The organism is Lewinella cohaerens DSM 23179, assembly GCF_000379805.1.
Taxonomy (GTDB): Bacteria; Bacteroidota; Bacteroidia; order Chitinophagales; family Saprospiraceae; genus Lewinella; species Lewinella cohaerens.
In genome coordinates this window covers 37758-53621 of sequence record NZ_KB903576.1, presented here as the reverse complement: position 1 = coordinate 53621, position 15864 = coordinate 37758, and the positions used below count along the sequence as shown (strand labels likewise).

The 15864-nt window shown below is 46.6% G+C and carries 9 protein-coding genes; 7 read left to right on the top strand and 2 right to left on the bottom strand.

What is annotated here, in order from left to right; genetic code table 11:
* Positions 1 to 14: 14 nt before the first annotated feature.
* The gene (locus tag A3EU_RS0123415) at positions 15 to 545 is read right to left on the bottom strand and encodes a rhodanese-like domain-containing protein (RefSeq protein ID WP_020538629.1); all 531 of its coding nucleotides are present in this window, start codon (positions 543 to 545) and stop codon (positions 15 to 17) included.
* A 221-nt stretch (positions 546 to 766) separates the two neighbouring features.
* Between A3EU_RS0123415 and A3EU_RS0123405 the strand changes: the two genes are divergently transcribed.
* Positions 767 to 2191: an amidohydrolase gene (locus A3EU_RS0123405; RefSeq protein ID WP_020538627.1), complete on the top strand. Its 1425-nt coding sequence runs from the start codon at positions 767 to 769 to the stop codon at positions 2189 to 2191.
* 142 nt (positions 2192 to 2333) lie between these two features.
* On the opposite strand, the gene A3EU_RS0123400 is transcribed toward A3EU_RS0123405, so the two are convergent.
* Positions 2334 to 4985 carry a 4-alpha-glucanotransferase gene (locus tag A3EU_RS0123400; protein WP_020538626.1) on the bottom strand — a complete coding sequence of 884 codons (2652 nt, stop codon included), beginning with the start codon at positions 4983 to 4985 and terminating at the stop codon, positions 2334 to 2336.
* A gap of 164 nt (positions 4986 to 5149) precedes the next feature.
* On the opposite strand from A3EU_RS0123400, the gene A3EU_RS0123395 reads away from it, so the two are divergent.
* The 6 genes from A3EU_RS0123395 (at position 5150) to A3EU_RS0123365 (ending at position 15843) form a co-directional block, all read left to right on the top strand.
* Positions 5150 to 6457: an amidohydrolase family protein gene (locus tag A3EU_RS0123395; protein ID WP_020538625.1), complete on the top strand. Its 1308-nt coding sequence runs from the start codon at positions 5150 to 5152 to the stop codon at positions 6455 to 6457.
* A 378-nt stretch (positions 6458 to 6835) separates the two neighbouring features.
* A complete protein-coding gene (locus A3EU_RS0123385; RefSeq protein WP_020538623.1) occupies positions 6836 to 8341 on the top strand; it encodes a zinc-dependent metalloprotease in 1506 nt (501 codons plus the stop codon).
* Positions 8342 to 8519: 178 nt separating this feature from the next.
* Entirely contained in the window at positions 8520 to 10787 is a 2268-nt protein-coding gene (locus A3EU_RS0123380; protein WP_020538622.1) for an aconitate hydratase, read from the top strand.
* Positions 10788 to 10959: 172 nt separating this feature from the next.
* Positions 10960 to 12327, top strand: coding sequence for an amidohydrolase family protein (locus tag A3EU_RS0123375; RefSeq protein ID WP_020538621.1), 1368 nt, complete (start codon positions 10960 to 10962; stop codon positions 12325 to 12327).
* 77 nt (positions 12328 to 12404) lie between these two features.
* Positions 12405 to 14855 (top strand): heavy metal translocating P-type ATPase, encoded by a 2451-nt coding sequence (locus tag A3EU_RS0123370; protein ID WP_020538620.1) that lies wholly within the window; start codon positions 12405 to 12407, stop codon positions 14853 to 14855.
* 10 nt (positions 14856 to 14865) lie between these two features.
* Positions 14866 to 15843, top strand: coding sequence for a DUF5991 domain-containing protein (locus A3EU_RS0123365; protein ID WP_020538619.1), 978 nt, complete (start codon positions 14866 to 14868; stop codon positions 15841 to 15843).
* Positions 15844 to 15864 lie beyond the last annotated feature (21 nt).

The following is a 15864-nucleotide window of genomic DNA, read 5'->3' as shown; positions in this document are numbered from 1 at the left end:
CTTTTTTCGGAATACTAATACACTTTATCTCCCTCTTTTAGCCAGATGCCCCAAGTGCGGCTGAATGCATGAACAGCGTCTGTCGTCTCACCTTCCTGATCAACAACAGCATGCCCTTGATTTTTCCACTCAAAGATGCCACCATAAAGGTTGGAAACACTTTCGAAGCCTGCCGCCAGTAATCGCTCGGAAATCTTCTCGCTGCGATACCCTACCGAACAGTAGACAATGATGGGCGTCGTTTTAGGAACGTCATCAACGGCTTCCATCGTAAAATGATCATAACCTACAAAACGCGCGCCTTCAATATGGCTCACTTCGTATTCTTCGCGTTCACGAGCATCTAAGAAGACCGTATTTGCCAGCTTTTCAGCGGCCTCTGGCACATTCATTTCAGGTACTGTGTGGGACAGCAGCGTTTTCAGCATCACGCCATAGCTGTTACTTTTGACCGAAGCCTCCTGAGCAGTAGCACAGGAAGTGACCATAAAAGACAAGAACAAGGACGTAAAAGCGTAACGGATATATTTTAGCAAAGCTTGCATTATTTGTATTTTGGAATCTTTCAGGAATAGTTCAGTAATAAATTTACATTCCTCTGCTTGTTATTTTTTCCTTCTGCTGCGTTGAAAAGCCTCGCTGATGCTCTGCATCGCCTACGTTTTTCGCCTTGCAGAAGGAAAAAACAACTTACGCATAGAAACGCAATTCATTAATGCACCATTCCTCAATAAGTATTGTACAAAAAACATCAATCCAAATTATTATGAATAAAACGCTTTTTACCTGCCTAATGGTTTACGCCTGCGGATTTTGTTTTGGACAAAATTCTGATACCAAAGCAGCCGTCATCGCTTCTATCGAGGCACAATCAGAGGATTTAATAAAAATCAGTGACGAAATTTGGGCTTTAGCCGAAACCGCCTTTGAAGAATCTGGTTCGGCGGAACTGTTGGCTAGCTACGCCGAAAAAAATGGTTTTCGTGTAGAACGCGGTGTTGCAGAGATGCCCACTGGCTTTACCGCCGAATTTGGCGAAGGCCACCCCATCATCGGTATCCTTGGCGAATTTGACGCCTTACCTGGATTATCGCAGGATGTAAACCCCGAGAAAACACCCATTGAAGAAGGAGGCGCAGGACACGGCTGCGGGCATAACCTCTTTGGCGCAGGTAGCCTCGGTGCAGCTGTAGCCATCAAAGAACTGATTGCGGCAGGCAAGTTGAAGGGGACCATTCGTTTTTATGGCACCCCGGCCGAAGAAAAATATTTCGGCAAGCTTTTCATGGCCAGAGCTGGCATGTTTAACGATTTGGATGTTTGTCTCGACTGGCACCCCAGCTCGCGTATTGAAGCCGATGTACAAAGCTCACTGGCGCTGGTAGATTTTGTCGTCGAATTTCGTGGCCAGGCCGCACACGCCGCCGGAGATCCCTGGAACGGTCGCAGTGCCTCAGACGCTATGGAGTTGATGTCGGCAGGAATAAATGCTTACCGCGAACACATCAAGCCTACGGTGCGCATCCACACCCACATGCAGCAAGCCGGTGATGTGGTCAACGTGGTGCCCGATTACGCTAAGATATGGGTACGTGTACGTGATCGTGACCGCGAAGGGATGATGCCTGTATGGGAACGCGTGCAGGAGATTGCCCGAGGTGCAGCGATTATGGCCAATGTTGATTATGAAATCACGCTGGTATCCGGCCTCCACGAAGTATTGCCCAACCGCACCGGAGGTGCAGCGATGCACGCTAACCTAGAATTGCTAGGCCCCATCAAGTACGACGAAGCAGAAGCTGCCTTTGGACGGGGCATCCAAAAAGCCACTGGCAAGCCATTGGTAGGTATTGATGGCAGTGTGCAACCCTTCAAGGAAACGGCGGCAAACCCAAGTGGAGGGTCTACCGACGTAGGTGATGTAAGCTGGTTGGTGCCTGAAATACGACTGCGCGTAACCACCGCCCCCAAAGACACGCCCTGGCACTCGTGGGCAGTAGTTGCTTGTGGAGGTATGAGTATTGGCCACAAAGGAATGGTTTATGCTGCAAAAGCACTATCAATGACCATGGTCGATCTTTTCGAAAATCCGGAATTGGTGGAAGAGATGAAGGTGGAGTTTAAAGAGCGTAGAGGCGATGCCAAGTACGAAGCGATCTTGCCAGAAGGGCCGCCGCCGATTGGGAACTAAGGTTTTTTGAACCACCAAGGCACTTAAGGGTTTTTATTGAAAAAAATATGACCACTCAGACCAAATATCGGTCTGAGTGGTCATAATCATTTCCTAGACGGGCTAACCTCGTTTATACTTTAAAATTTAGCTCAAAACCAGCCTAAGCCCTCCCGGATTCTTCCAGCATCTCACGGAAGTGATTATTGTAGTCATCCGCTGCAAGCAGATCCTCCATAGACAAGTGCATCCGATAACGCCAATAATGTTGTGTAATCGCCGGGATATTAATCCTTTCAGCGGCCGCATCCGGGTGCCGGAGGTCACCATCAATGGCAAGCATATCCTGTAATGGAAAGACCGCCCACATGGTTGGCCAATNGAGGTGCTGAAGAATGATGGCTTGTGCCAAATCCGGTGTACAAGTATCAGGACCATCGCCCCACCAACCCAGCTCACGGTTGCAGAAGCGCTGACGCCGCTCGGGCGTTTCTTCTTCCCACCAAAGCCTGATAGGTGACATATCGTGGGTACTCGGGCTACAGACCGACCAATAAGGAATATCTGCTGCCGACAAGAACTCGGTCTGTGGATTCTTGGCCATGCGCTGAATTTCCAGAGATAGGATGCCCAGGTCTTTCATAACCTCTGGCACACAATTTGGAACCATCCCCAAATCTTCTCCACAAATCAACATATTGGTGGCCTCCTTCATCGCAGGAAGCTTGGTCATGCCTTTTTCGCGCCAGAAATCCTCCTGCCGGCGATAGAAATAATCATTGTACACATCGGTAAGTTGCCCCTGAGTATAGCCATCCAATAGGCGGAACGACCAAGTCTTCTGCATATCAATGCGTGGGTGAAACTGGCTACCTTTAGCACCGTCTACCTCAAAGAAAAGAACGTTGCTTACTAGAGAAAACAACCGCTTTTCTAAATGTTGATCTGCTGGTGAAAGGTGTGCTCTGATTTCGCGCTGGGTAGCGTAAGCGTCTTTTAATTTCAGTCGATTATGGAAGACTTCCAGGAAGTTGTCCTGCACGTAAGCCGCATCTTCTCCAAAGATTTCATGTACTAACTCAGTCGTAATATAAGGACGACAGAAACGGTCGAAATCAAAGTAGATTCCTCGCTGGTAAAATTCATCTAGCTGCACGGGTAATGCAGGATTGAAGCGCCCCATAATGCCCTCTATTTGATCGATGGGTGTTTCCCAAATACGGAAGAAGCCGAGGATGTGGTCGATTCTGAAGGCATCGAAATAGCGGCTGAGTTGCGTAAATCGCTGACGCCACCACTGGTAATCTGTTTTGGCCATCTCGTCCCAATCGTAGGTAGGAAAGCCCCAATTCTGGCCTTCTGTGGCAAAGTCATCCGGTGGCGCACCGGCTTGGCCGTTCATGTTGTACAATTCGGGTGCCACCCAAGCATCCGCACTGTAGCGATAGATGCCAATAGGAATATCTCCTTTTAGGACGACACCTTTGCTACGCGCATAATCTCCGGCACCTTTCAGTTGCTTATCCAGGTGAAACTGTAGGTAGTAATGAAAAGCAATCTCATCGTAAGTCTTAGCTTTCGGGTCAATCAGTTCGGCAATAGCCGCTGCATCATAAACCTGATGGGTTTCCCATTCTGTAAAGTTAGGCGTACTGTATTGATCTCGCAGGTAGCAAAATGCTGCGTAATCTTGTAACCAATGCTTGTTTTCTGAGAAGAAGGTGGCAAACTCATCGCTTTTCAAGAAGGCTGCTTTGGCCTTTTTGTATACTTTGCGTGCATAATCCAGCTTAAATTTGACCACAGCCTCATAATCTACTTCCGGCAGCGCATTGAGGGCTTTGCGTTGTTTTTCTACCGTAGCCTTGGTAAGCGTATGTTCTAAATCATCAATACTCAGGTACAGCGGATGCAATGCAAATACGGAAATAGCTGCGTAAGGATAGGAATCCACCCAGGTGTAAGTAGCAATAGTATCGTTGACCGGCAAGATTTGTACCATGCTCATTCCCAGCTTCTCTGCCCAATCTACCAATTTATGCAAATCAGTGAATTCACCACAGCCAAAACTTTCGTTGGTACGTAGCGAGAATACGGGCATCGCTACCCCTGCGCCTTTCCAGTTGGCTTCAGCAAACGTGAAGCTACTATCTGTTTTTATGATAGCATCCGGACCATAGGGTACATTGTAGACCCGATTAGGGCCTGCCTCCCAGGTAACCGCTTCTTTTGTTTTGGGATCAATGAGTACGTATTTGTATTCCAGGTGTTGGCCAGGAGAAAGCATCACTGCTGCTTGCCAAAGCGGATAGCCTGTGTTGCCCAATAGCAAGGCATCCTCGGGTTGCCAGTTGCCCAGCGCTTTGGTATTGCCAACTATACCTAATTGCAAATGCGAAGGTATCCGTACCTGGAGCATCTGAAACTGTACTTTTATCTTACCAACAGCCTTGCGACAGGCGGGAGCTTTGCTTTGTTTTGCAGGCTTAAAAATGACTTGTTCAAAAGCCGACGCGTGAAGCGCTACGGAAGGAAGCTCCCGAGAACGCCAACTGTCTTCCAGCAATAGGTTTTGCACCTTAGCGACCTTGAACGTTCGATCAATAGCCAGTTCCTCCTCTATATTCCCCTGGCCATCACGTACTTGGTATCTGTAGGTAAAATTGGCGGGAAGCTTATCCGTTTCCCAGGTTCCTTTCCACCAACCCGCATCCTGGTATTCCAGCGCGATAGTTGGTTGATGACTTTGATTGGTACGGACAAAAACCTGTTGTCCCCACTTTGTTTGGTAATGAATCGAGAATTGGATCAGCATGATAAATAGCTATTTAAATTAGGCTCGGCCTAAAGATATAAGGAAGTTTTAAGATTTCTTATCTTGGATATTGCTTTCAGCAACGCAATCGCAAATAGAAAGCTTATTTGGGTATTAACGCATACAATTTACTAGTTATGAAACAACTGTTCACCATTATCTCAATGCTCCTGTGGGGAGGTTTATCTATTACTCATGCCCAAACCAAAGCGCTTGTTGGAGGCACGCTCATTGATGGCTTTGGCGGAACGCCCATTCACAATAGTGTTATTATTATTAAAAATGAACGGATTGTAGCTGTAGGCCATCAAGGCAACCTACCTGTGCCGGAAGAAGCCGAAATTATCTCTACCGAAGGGATGAGTGTGCTACCAGGCTTGTGGGATATGCACGTACACCTGATGATCAATGGCCATGCCGATTATGCTCACTGGGACACCGCCTACCTTGATCGCTTGGGCGATGTAATTATGCCTTCTTCTGCACACCAATTGCTGAGAGCAGGAGTCACCAGTGCCCGAGATTTGGGAGCGCCGCTGAAAGAAAGTATCGAAGTACGTGATCGCATCAATAATGGAGAGATTCCCGGACCGACGATGTATATGAGTGGTCCCTTCATTCAGCATCAACCCTATCCCGGTACGGAGGCCTTCCGTTGGGGGGTAAGTGGCGTAACCGATGCGCGCAGTAAAGTCCGCGAGCTGGCCGAAGCAGGTGTCGATTGTATCAAACTCATTGATCAGGATCAAATGACCATTGAAGAAGTCAAGGCCGTCGTAGACGAAGCTCATAAACACGGACTAACGGTTGTTGCCCATAGCCACCGCCCCGAAGAAATTCGTAGAGGCTTGATCGCCGGGGTGGATTGTTTTGAGCATACCGGTCTATCCTCGGCCCCTCAATACCCCGATGATGTCATGGAAATGATTAAAGAACGAACAGCACAGATGAACCTGGGGCCGCTTTATTGGACGCCTACCGTAGAGGGTCTTTATAATTACGAATACAAGCGCGACAATCCAGAAGAGTTGGATAATGACTGCTGGCACCTGGACCTCCCGGATGATATCATTGCCGATATTGAGCAATCTATTCGCTACCCTGGTCGGCTGCCTTATTTCCAATTGACACCATCGCGGCGACCTACGCTAGAACGGAAAGTAAAACAATTGCTGGATGCTGGCGTAGTGCTACTCGTGGGTACAGACAGTGGTATTCCTACCAAATTCCATTGCCAAAGTACCTGGCACGAGCTGGATGTGTGGGTCAATGAATTTGGTATAGACCCTATGTACGCTATCAAGGGAGCCACTTATTGGCCTGCAAGGGTGATGGGAGTAGAACAAGATTACGGTACTATCTCAGAAGGAAAATACGCGGATATCATTGCTGTAAAAGGTGATGTGCTACGCTATATCAACATCTTGGGAGATGTAGACATGGTGATCAAGCATGGAAAAAGGGTTAAGTAGTCCTATTGATTATTAGTCGTCCATGTTTTCTATAAATTCTTTAAACTGATTCATCCATTTTTGGCTTTGCGCCTTAAACTTACTGGGAAATAGTTTTGCCATTATACTATTCTGGACGTTGCCCCTTGTGTTTCACGAGTACCGGTTAAAAGCTCAATGGATTCAAAACCATCTTGCCACTCTTTAAAGTATTTTTCATTACTCCATAAGCTCACTACTTTTTCCAGGGGAGCATTAATTTCTATGGTACAGGTATATTTTCATTGTTACAAAGTAAATAATTAGGAAGAGGCCAGCCTAAACTTCATGGTATTTCACAAAGGAATGCTCGTCAAAAAAAGCTAACTTTATTTATCTCTCTAATTAAACCTCTCTAAAATGCGCTACTCCGTACTCGTTATTCTATTCTTCGTTTTTCAATTCGATGGTGTCTTTGCGCAAAATGACCACTGTGGACAAGACGTTCAACACACTGCAAATCTCATTTCACGATATCTTTCAGAGGCTCCCTTGGCACCTCGGGACGACCAATACATTCCACTCGTCTTTCAGCTTATTGGTGATGATGGTGGTAATATCGACATCCTCTACAATGACATTTACGAAGCCGTATGCCTCACCAATGGATACTTTTCTGAAAGCGGCTTACAGTTTTATATTCTTTCCATCGACCGCCCTTTTTCGAGCTCTTCTTTTGAGGACGATCCTTTAGGAAATTCTCAGCTAATTGAGATGACTCAGCATCCACAAGCATTGGATATTTTTGTGGCCAACTTTTCACCAGCCTCAGGCTTTGATCTTTTTTCTTCCTTCACCAGCTTTACTTATGATGCTATCTTTATACGCGATGAAGCGCTTAACGGCACCTCACAAGCACTAGCTCATCAACTCGGACACTATTTCCACTTGCTTCATCCCTTTGCGGGTTGGCTTGATGTTATTAGCCCCGAGGAGTATTATGATCCTACGGGGGGCAACTCTGCCGTGGCTATTCTACCCAATGGTATAGTTACGGAACTAGTAGACGGTAGTAACTGTGAATCCTCAGGAGATCTTATTTGTGACACGCCACCTGATTTCTTTTTTGGCAGTTATTTTCAAGGTTGCCCACAAAATGCCACTATTTTGGATGCCAATGGCCAACTGATCCCCTGGATGCCTGGAAACATCATGGGTTCTTTTGTTGATTGTCCTACGGAAAACTACTTCTTTTCTCCTCAGCAGAACCAGGTTATGCTGGCAGATTATTTAAACCCGGAAAAAGATTACTTACGTGAACTCCCTGCTCCTACCCTGGGTACGATTACCCAAGAGACCGTTGTGCTCATTGCACCCATCAGTGGAGCGACACTGGATTTCAACGGCCTACTTCAATGGACATCTGCAGGGGAAAACATCAGTTATATTGTAGAATTCAGCCGACTCCCTGGATTCAATTTGATGCATGAACAATTTGTCGCAACAGATACTTTTATAAACCTAAACAACTGCCAAGATTTTGATCCTTACAATTACTACTGGCGCGTCAGGCCTGTTACAGCCGGAAATAATTGCACCACCTCTTTTTCTTCCGTCGAATCTTTTGAAGCTAACCCTTGCATTGATATTACAAATGACAAAATTTTGCAATTAGAATGGCGTATCTACCCCAATCCGGTGAGCCACAGAGAAGGGTTACAACTTAGTACTACTTTACCATCACCGCAGGTTTTTTCGATCTCCTTGAGTACCATAACCGGGGAGTTAATATCTCGGCAGAAGCAGGAATTCCAGGCAGAAACCTCAATTTTTACGATACCTAAGCCCAATTTACCTACCGGCGTCTACTTGATTACCCTTGAAGCCGAGGGCAAAACCAGCACAAAACGACTTATTGTCCAGTAAAACCGTGGATTAGCTCGTAAATTCAAGCCTATTAAGCAGAAAGAATCTAAATTTTGGCTAAAGCCTATATTCCATTCTGTAAGATGAGATGAAAAAATGTACTTTTGTGATCCAGACAGCCATATGAGTTGTTCTAGGACTAGATATAGTATATTGTTAATATAAAAAATACCCACCGATGCCATTTGATTTGGATATGATTGCGGCTTACTACAAGGCGCTACCGGCTAAGGTTGACGCGGCCCGTAAAATGCTGGGACGCCCCATGACGCTGGCTGAAAAAATTCTTTATTCGCACCTCCACGCGGAATCTCCGTTACAGGAGTATAACAAGGGTAAAGATTATGTATTCTTTGCGCCCGATCGTGTAGCAATGCAAGATGCTACAGCTCAGATGGCATTGCTACAGTTTATGGTAGCCGGCCGCGACAAAGTAGCCGTACCTTCAACTGTACACTGTGATCACCTTATTCAGGCCAAGGTTGGTGCTGACCAGGATTTGGCTATTGCCAACGATGTAAATTCCGAAGTTTACGACTTCCTTACTTCCGTATCCAACAAGTACGGTATTGGTTTTTGGAAGCCCGGTGCTGGAATCATTCACCAGATCGTATTGGAAAACTACGCTTTCCCTGGCGGAATGATGATTGGTACCGATTCTCACACCCCTAATGGTGCCGGCCTCGGTATGATTGCTATTGGTGTAGGTGGTGCTGATGCCGTTGACGTAATGGCCGGTATGCCTTGGGAACTTAAGATGCCAAAACTGATTGGTATTAAGCTGACCGGAAAACTTAGTGGTTGGACGTCTTCTAAAGATGTTATCCTCAAAGTTGCAGGTATCCTTACTGTAAAGGGAGGTACTGGTGCAATTGTAGAATACTTTGGTGATGGTGCCGAATCACTGTCTTGTACAGGAAAAGGTACCATTGGTAATATGGGTGCAGAGATCGGTGCCACTACCTCTACCTTTGGTTATGACGAATCAATGAGCCGTTACCTTCGGGCAACCGATCGCTCTGAGATTGCTGACATGGCTGATGGAGTAGCTGAACACCTGACTGGTGATGCTGATTGTTATGCCAACCCTGAGAAATACTTTGATCAGGTCATTGAAATTGACCTTTCGACTTTGGAGCCACACATCAATGGCCCTTATACGCCAGACCGTGCCTGGCCTATTTCTGAGTTTGCTGCTGCCGTTAAGGAGCACAACTTTCCTCCTAAATTGGAAGTAGGTTTGATTGGTTCTTGTACCAACTCCAGCTACGAAGATTTGGACCGTTCAGCCAGCTTGGCACGTCAGGCGAAAGCCAAAAACCTGAAAGTAAAATCAGAATTTACCATTACTCCAGGTTCTGAGCAAATTCGGTATACTGTTGAACGTGATGGTATTTTGGATGCTTTCGAAGAAATTGGTGGTGTGGTACTTGCCAACGCTTGTGGTCCTTGTATCGGACAGTGGGCACGCCATACCGATGACCCAACCCGGGCCAACAGTATTATTACCAGCTTCAACCGTAACTTCGCTAAGCGTAACGACGGAAACCCTGCTACGCGGGCATTCGTTGCTTCTCCGGAATTGGTAACTGCAATGGCTATCTCTGGTAGCATGACTTTCAACCCACTAACGGATACCCTCACCAACGAAAACGGTGAAGAGGTAAAACTTGATCCTCCTTCTGGTGTTGAGTTGCCTCCTAAAGGTTTTGCTGTTGAAGATGCTGGGTTTATTGCTCCAATGGAAGACGGCAGTGGCGTAAACGTAACCGTAGACCCTACCTCGAATCGTATTCAGTTGCTAACACCGTTTAAGCCAATTACCCAAGACCAGGTACAAGATATGCGTATCCTGATCAAGGCAAAAGGCAAGTGTACAACGGACCACATCTCTATGGCTGGCCCTTGGTTGAAGTACCGTGGTCACTTGGAGAACATTTCTCAGAACTGTTACATTGGTGCGATCAACTACTTCAACGATCTACCTAATACCGTACTAAACGCTGAAACTGGCGAGTACGGCCCTGTACCTGAGACAGGCCTCTACTACCGCAACCATGGTATCGGCACAGTGGTCTTCGGTGAAGAAAACCTCGGGGAAGGTTCTTCGCGTGAGCACGCAGCAATGGAACCTCGCTTCCTTGGTGTAAATGCAGTGATTGTAAAATCATTTGCTCGTATCCACGAAACCAACCTCAAGAAGCAAGGAATGCTGGCTTTGACCTTTGTTAATCCTGCGGATTACGAGAAGGTACGCCAGGATGACAAGGTCTCTATCGTTGACTTTGAAAGCATGGCACCAGGCAAAAACCTGACCGTAAAGCTTAGTCACGCAGATGGTACCGAAGAAAGCTTTGAGGTAGCCCATACCTACAACTTAGCCCAAATCGATTGGGTACGTGCAGGTTCTGCTTTGAATAAGATCAAGGAGGAATTAGCGAAATAGGTTGATGGTTTGATGGTTGATGGTTGATGGTTGATGGTTGATGGTTGATGGTTGAAATACTTCCAACTTAGAAACGATCTAGATCATTTCTAACCTTTCTAACCCAAGGTTTTAATAAAAAGGCTCGTTATCCATGAAGGATGGCGAGCCTTTTTTTGAACAATAAAGTAATATGAAATCGCTTTACCTGGTACTCATCTCCTGTTTATGTTTTGCCTGTATGACACCTCAACATTATGATGTGGTGATTACGAATGCGAGCCTCCTAGATATCCATACCGGGCAGGTTACAGCGCGGCAAACAATTTTGATTAATGCTGGCCTCATTGTAGATATTCAGAATGATACTAAACGTTTCACTACAGACACGCTCATTGATGCGCAAGAGAAGTTAGTAAGCCCTAGCTTTATTGACACGCACGTGCATCCTATCTCCGAGTTTGCTGATGGTGATTATTCGTTGGTGCCTGACACTCTTCAAGGAGATAGCTTGGTCTATTATCGAAATAAGCTTACGGCTGGTTTTCTTCCTTTTGGCACCACAACAATTCTCATGATGGGGCATCCTCCTGCTTGGACGCCGGCTTTCCTTAAATGGACCAGGCAGCCAGAAGCCAAGCAATTAGACGTCCTGACCTCTGGCGGAGCCTTGGCTACCGAAGATGGAAATACTTACCCCGGTCATCATCGTCTAAATTCACCGCAAGAAGCACAACAAGTTGTGCAAGAATACTATGACTTGGGTGTACGAAATTTAAAACTCTATTGGCGTTTACGTCCTCCTGAATTCAAAGCCGTTATCGCCACTGCGGATAGCCTGGGTTTACGGACGTTTGGCCATATTGGAGGATTTCAAGACCCTACACAACTCACCATTAGTGAAGCCCTAAAAATGGGGCTGAGCGACTATGAACATCTTTCTATCTTACCTTGTAGTTTGCTTACCACGCCCGAAGATTGGGACAACTTCAACAAACAATTTGAAGCCCATTTTGGAGAAGTTGACACGGAGCCTTTGCTATTGCTCTCCATTTTGGAGATGTTTCGCTACACAAGGGATCATAAAAAAGAGGCTTTTGACCAGCTCATTGATGAACTAGCCGCTGCCGAGGCTTCTATTTCTACGACCATCGGATTTCTATATCAACAATACCAAGCGACCTCTTTCTCTGAGCCTCGTACTGCTTTCTCTGCTGAACAGATTGCTCGCAGTGAAGAGAATTTTGCCATTATGATGACCTTTGCAAAACGGCTGCACGATAAAGGCATAGCACTGAGAATAGGTACTGACACCAAAAATGGTGGCCAAGTGTTATTATTGGAATTACAATTATTAACAGAACATGGTTTCAATACTGCGGAAGTCATGAAAATTGCCAGCTACAATGGTGCTAAATCCGCGGGGATTGACCATCAGGTAGGGAGCCTCTCGGTGGGCAAGCAGGCTAATTTGATTATTTGGGAACAAAGTCCTTTAGAAAACCCCAGCCACTTTACCGCAAATAAAATTATCTTAAAAGATGGTAAAATTTATCATTAGGACTACTTTAACGCAGTGTTTTACCTTAGCTTAGTTGGTTACCTCACCGTACTTTAATTCTTCACCTTTCAATTGTTATGCAAAAAGTACAATTAGACCTTCCGATTTTATTACCAGAACTACTTGATGAGCAGGACAACTGCATTCGATTGCTCCTCGCTGACCTGAATGGTAAAAGAGGGATTAGCAAGGCACACATCAAGGAAGGTCAACCGCTGCAATTGTGTGTTCATTATGAGCCTGCGCTGATTTCCCTCTCAAAAGTTGAGGAAATAGCCCGCAACAGCGGTGCGGAGGTCACCCAACGCTATCAACACACGCTAATACGTGCAAAAAAAGTACGCCATCAGCGGCATGCCCGCCAATTGGAGCATAAATTAATCGCCATTCCCGGCGTTGTAACAGCGATGGTATCCGTACCAGGAACCATCCGTATAGAATGGGACAGTGAACAGGTGACGGAAGAACAGTTGCGGCAAAAAATACAACAGCTTGGCTTAAATATCTCACCGGCGACAAAACCTCAACACCGGCGTGTACCTGAACAAGATCATCATCACGAACAGGGTCACGAGCATGATCATTCGAACACCAATTTTCTGGGAGAGCATACGGAATTATACTTTGCTATTGGCAGTGGTATCGCTTGGCTGACTGGGTTTATTTTGTCCTTTGTAGATGGTGTTGCGCCGGAGTTGCTTATTGGAATTTTCACGGCAGGCATCTTATTTGGAGGCTACTTTACCCTTATCGAAGCCATTGGAGCCATTCGGCAAGGCAAGTTTGAAATAGACTTCCTGATGCTTGTCGCCGCCGCAGGAGCAGCGGCACTGGGCAAATGGGGTGAGGCTGCGCTCCTTTTATTTCTCTTTAGCCTGGGCCATGCACTGGAACACTATGCCATGAACAGGGCACGAAAATCCATTTCTGCACTCGCCGATTTGGCTCCACCGATAGCGCTTGTACGCCAGGACGGGCAAACCGTAGAAGTCCCGATTGAGGACCTAGAGGTTGGCGATGTTATTGTGGTAAAACCCAATAGCAAAATTGCTGCCGACGGTATTGTCATAAAAGGAAACAGCAGTGTCAATCAAGCGCCAATTACCGGAGAGAGTGTCCCTGTGGATAAACGACCAATAGCTGATCTGGAAGCTAATATTATTCTCGAAGACGTTCCCGCCGAGCATCGGGCTTTTGCAGGTACGATCAATGGCAGTTCGGTTTTAGAGATCAAGGTATTGCGGGCTACGCACGACAGTACATTAGCACGACTGATCACCTTGGTGAAGGAAGCTGAAACCCAGAAATCACCCACGCAATTATTCGCTGACAAATTTGAGCGGTATTATGTGCCTGTCGTGCTGGCAGTGGTCGTCTTATTGCTCTTTGCTTTTCTGGTGATCGATGAGACCTTTGCTGATAGTTTCTACCGTGCGATGGCGGTGCTTATTGCGGCTTCGCCCTGTGCATTAGCGATCTCTACGCCTAGTGCCGTACTGGCTGGGGTAGCACGTGCGGCACGACAGGGAGTACTCATTAAAGGCGGGCGGCCACTAGAAGATTTGGGCAACCTCACCGCCGTTGCCTTTGATAAAACTGGTACACTTACCGAAGGAAAGCCTCACTTGACGCACGCTATTCCCTACGAAAATGCTAGTCGTGAAGACCTTTTAATAACCGCTGCTGCCGTAGAAGCACTCAGTGACCATCCTTTAGCCAAAGCCATTGTTGATGGTGCTAAAAAAGAACTGAACAATAAGGCGATTCCCTTGGCAGAACAACTGGAAGCACTAATTGCCCGTGGGGTCAAGGCTCAGATAAAAAACGAGACCGTACACATTGGCAACCGTCGCCTACTCGCAGAAATTACCGGCATGCCCGTCCCACCAGTCCTTGACCAACAAATGAAGGACCTGGAAGATGGTGGCCATACGGCAATGATCATCCACCGTGGAACCCATTACCTGGGCATTATTGCCGTGATGGATACTGCTCGCCCCGAGGCAAAGGCCACACTGGCGGCCTTAAGGAAAGTCGGTATCCGGCGAATGATCATGCTCACCGGTGACAACCAACAAGTGGCCGAAGCCGTAGCCGCAGAGATCGGCATCACCGACCCTCTGGGCAGCTTACTCCCAGAGGATAAAGTAGCGGCCATCGAACGCTTAAAAGCCGAGGAAGGTAAAGTAGCGATGGTAGGTGATGGTGTCAACGACGCCCCCGCTATGGCCAAAAGCACGGTAGGTATAGCCATGGGAGCCGCCGGATCAGACGTAGCCCTGGAAACCGCCGACATCGCACTGATGGCTGACAAACTGGACAACCTCCCCTTTGCTATCGCCCTTAGCCGAAAGGCTAAACAAATCATCAAACAAAACCTCGTTATCAGCCTCGGGATGGTCGCCATTCTTGTACCTTTAACCGTCATGGGGGTCGCAGAAATTGGGCCAGCCGTCATTGCGCACGAGGGGTCTACCTTGGTAGTAGTGCTCAATGCGCTGCGGCTTTTAGGATTTAAAACCAAATAAAAAAAACAGTATGAATCGCTTATTCTCTTTTTCTCTTTTCTGCTTGCTCTCTCTATTTATTGTGAGTTGCGAACCAGCAACTTCTACTACCGAAAACACGGATGACGCTGCTACAGAAGAGCTGCTCAACAATGAAACAGCAGCTCCTTCAGAAGATGCCCAAGTTGCTAAAACGACAATCAAAGATGCGGTAAAAACTTCCTGGATGGGTACCTACCTTTTTAACGAAGGCGCAAATGGCAACTTCTGGGGCTATGAACTTCAGCTTAACGACCAACTAAAAGGAACCCTTTTTGTAGATGGCTTTCAAACTATGCAACGACTTAAAGTAGCGGGCATTATCAGTGGAAACACCCTTAAAGTAAACCTGGTAGGCTATGATAAAGACAACCTTTTTGAGCAACCAGCTATTGGCAGCGAGCTGTTTATGCTGGAGCAAAAAGACCAGCAATTGATCACTCACTGGGGCAGCCTTGAACCCAATGTAATCGCCAACAACACTGTCGGTTCTGCCTTTGAAAAGGTTCGCGATGAGACATCAACCGCTGGAATCAAACTATTGATTACCAGCAAATCATTTGTAGGCATACAGCCCGGTGATAAAATTACGGATCATCAAACCTCCCTCCAGAAAGACATGCTGGAAACGGGCGAAGGTGATTTTGAGATTTACCAAATCCTGGATCAACAAGGAACTGCTATTGGCTATCTCCATCCTGATCCTAATGATGAGCAACTTGTAGGTATGATTGTCGTCACCAGCCCGGAAGCAAAAACGGAAGATGGCCTTTCCGTCGGTATGACGCTCGGCGATTTACGCGAGAAACTCACCGGTTATGAGATTCACGGTTCGGAAATTGAAGGCTATACCGCTGCTTACCACGGGCCATTTAGTTACCAACTCGACTCCTACAATTGGGAATATGACCTTGATGCCAGTAAGATTGCCGATGATGTTAAGATCATTGAAATTACTTTGAGGGATTAAGTCTAAGTTCTTGAAACTCTT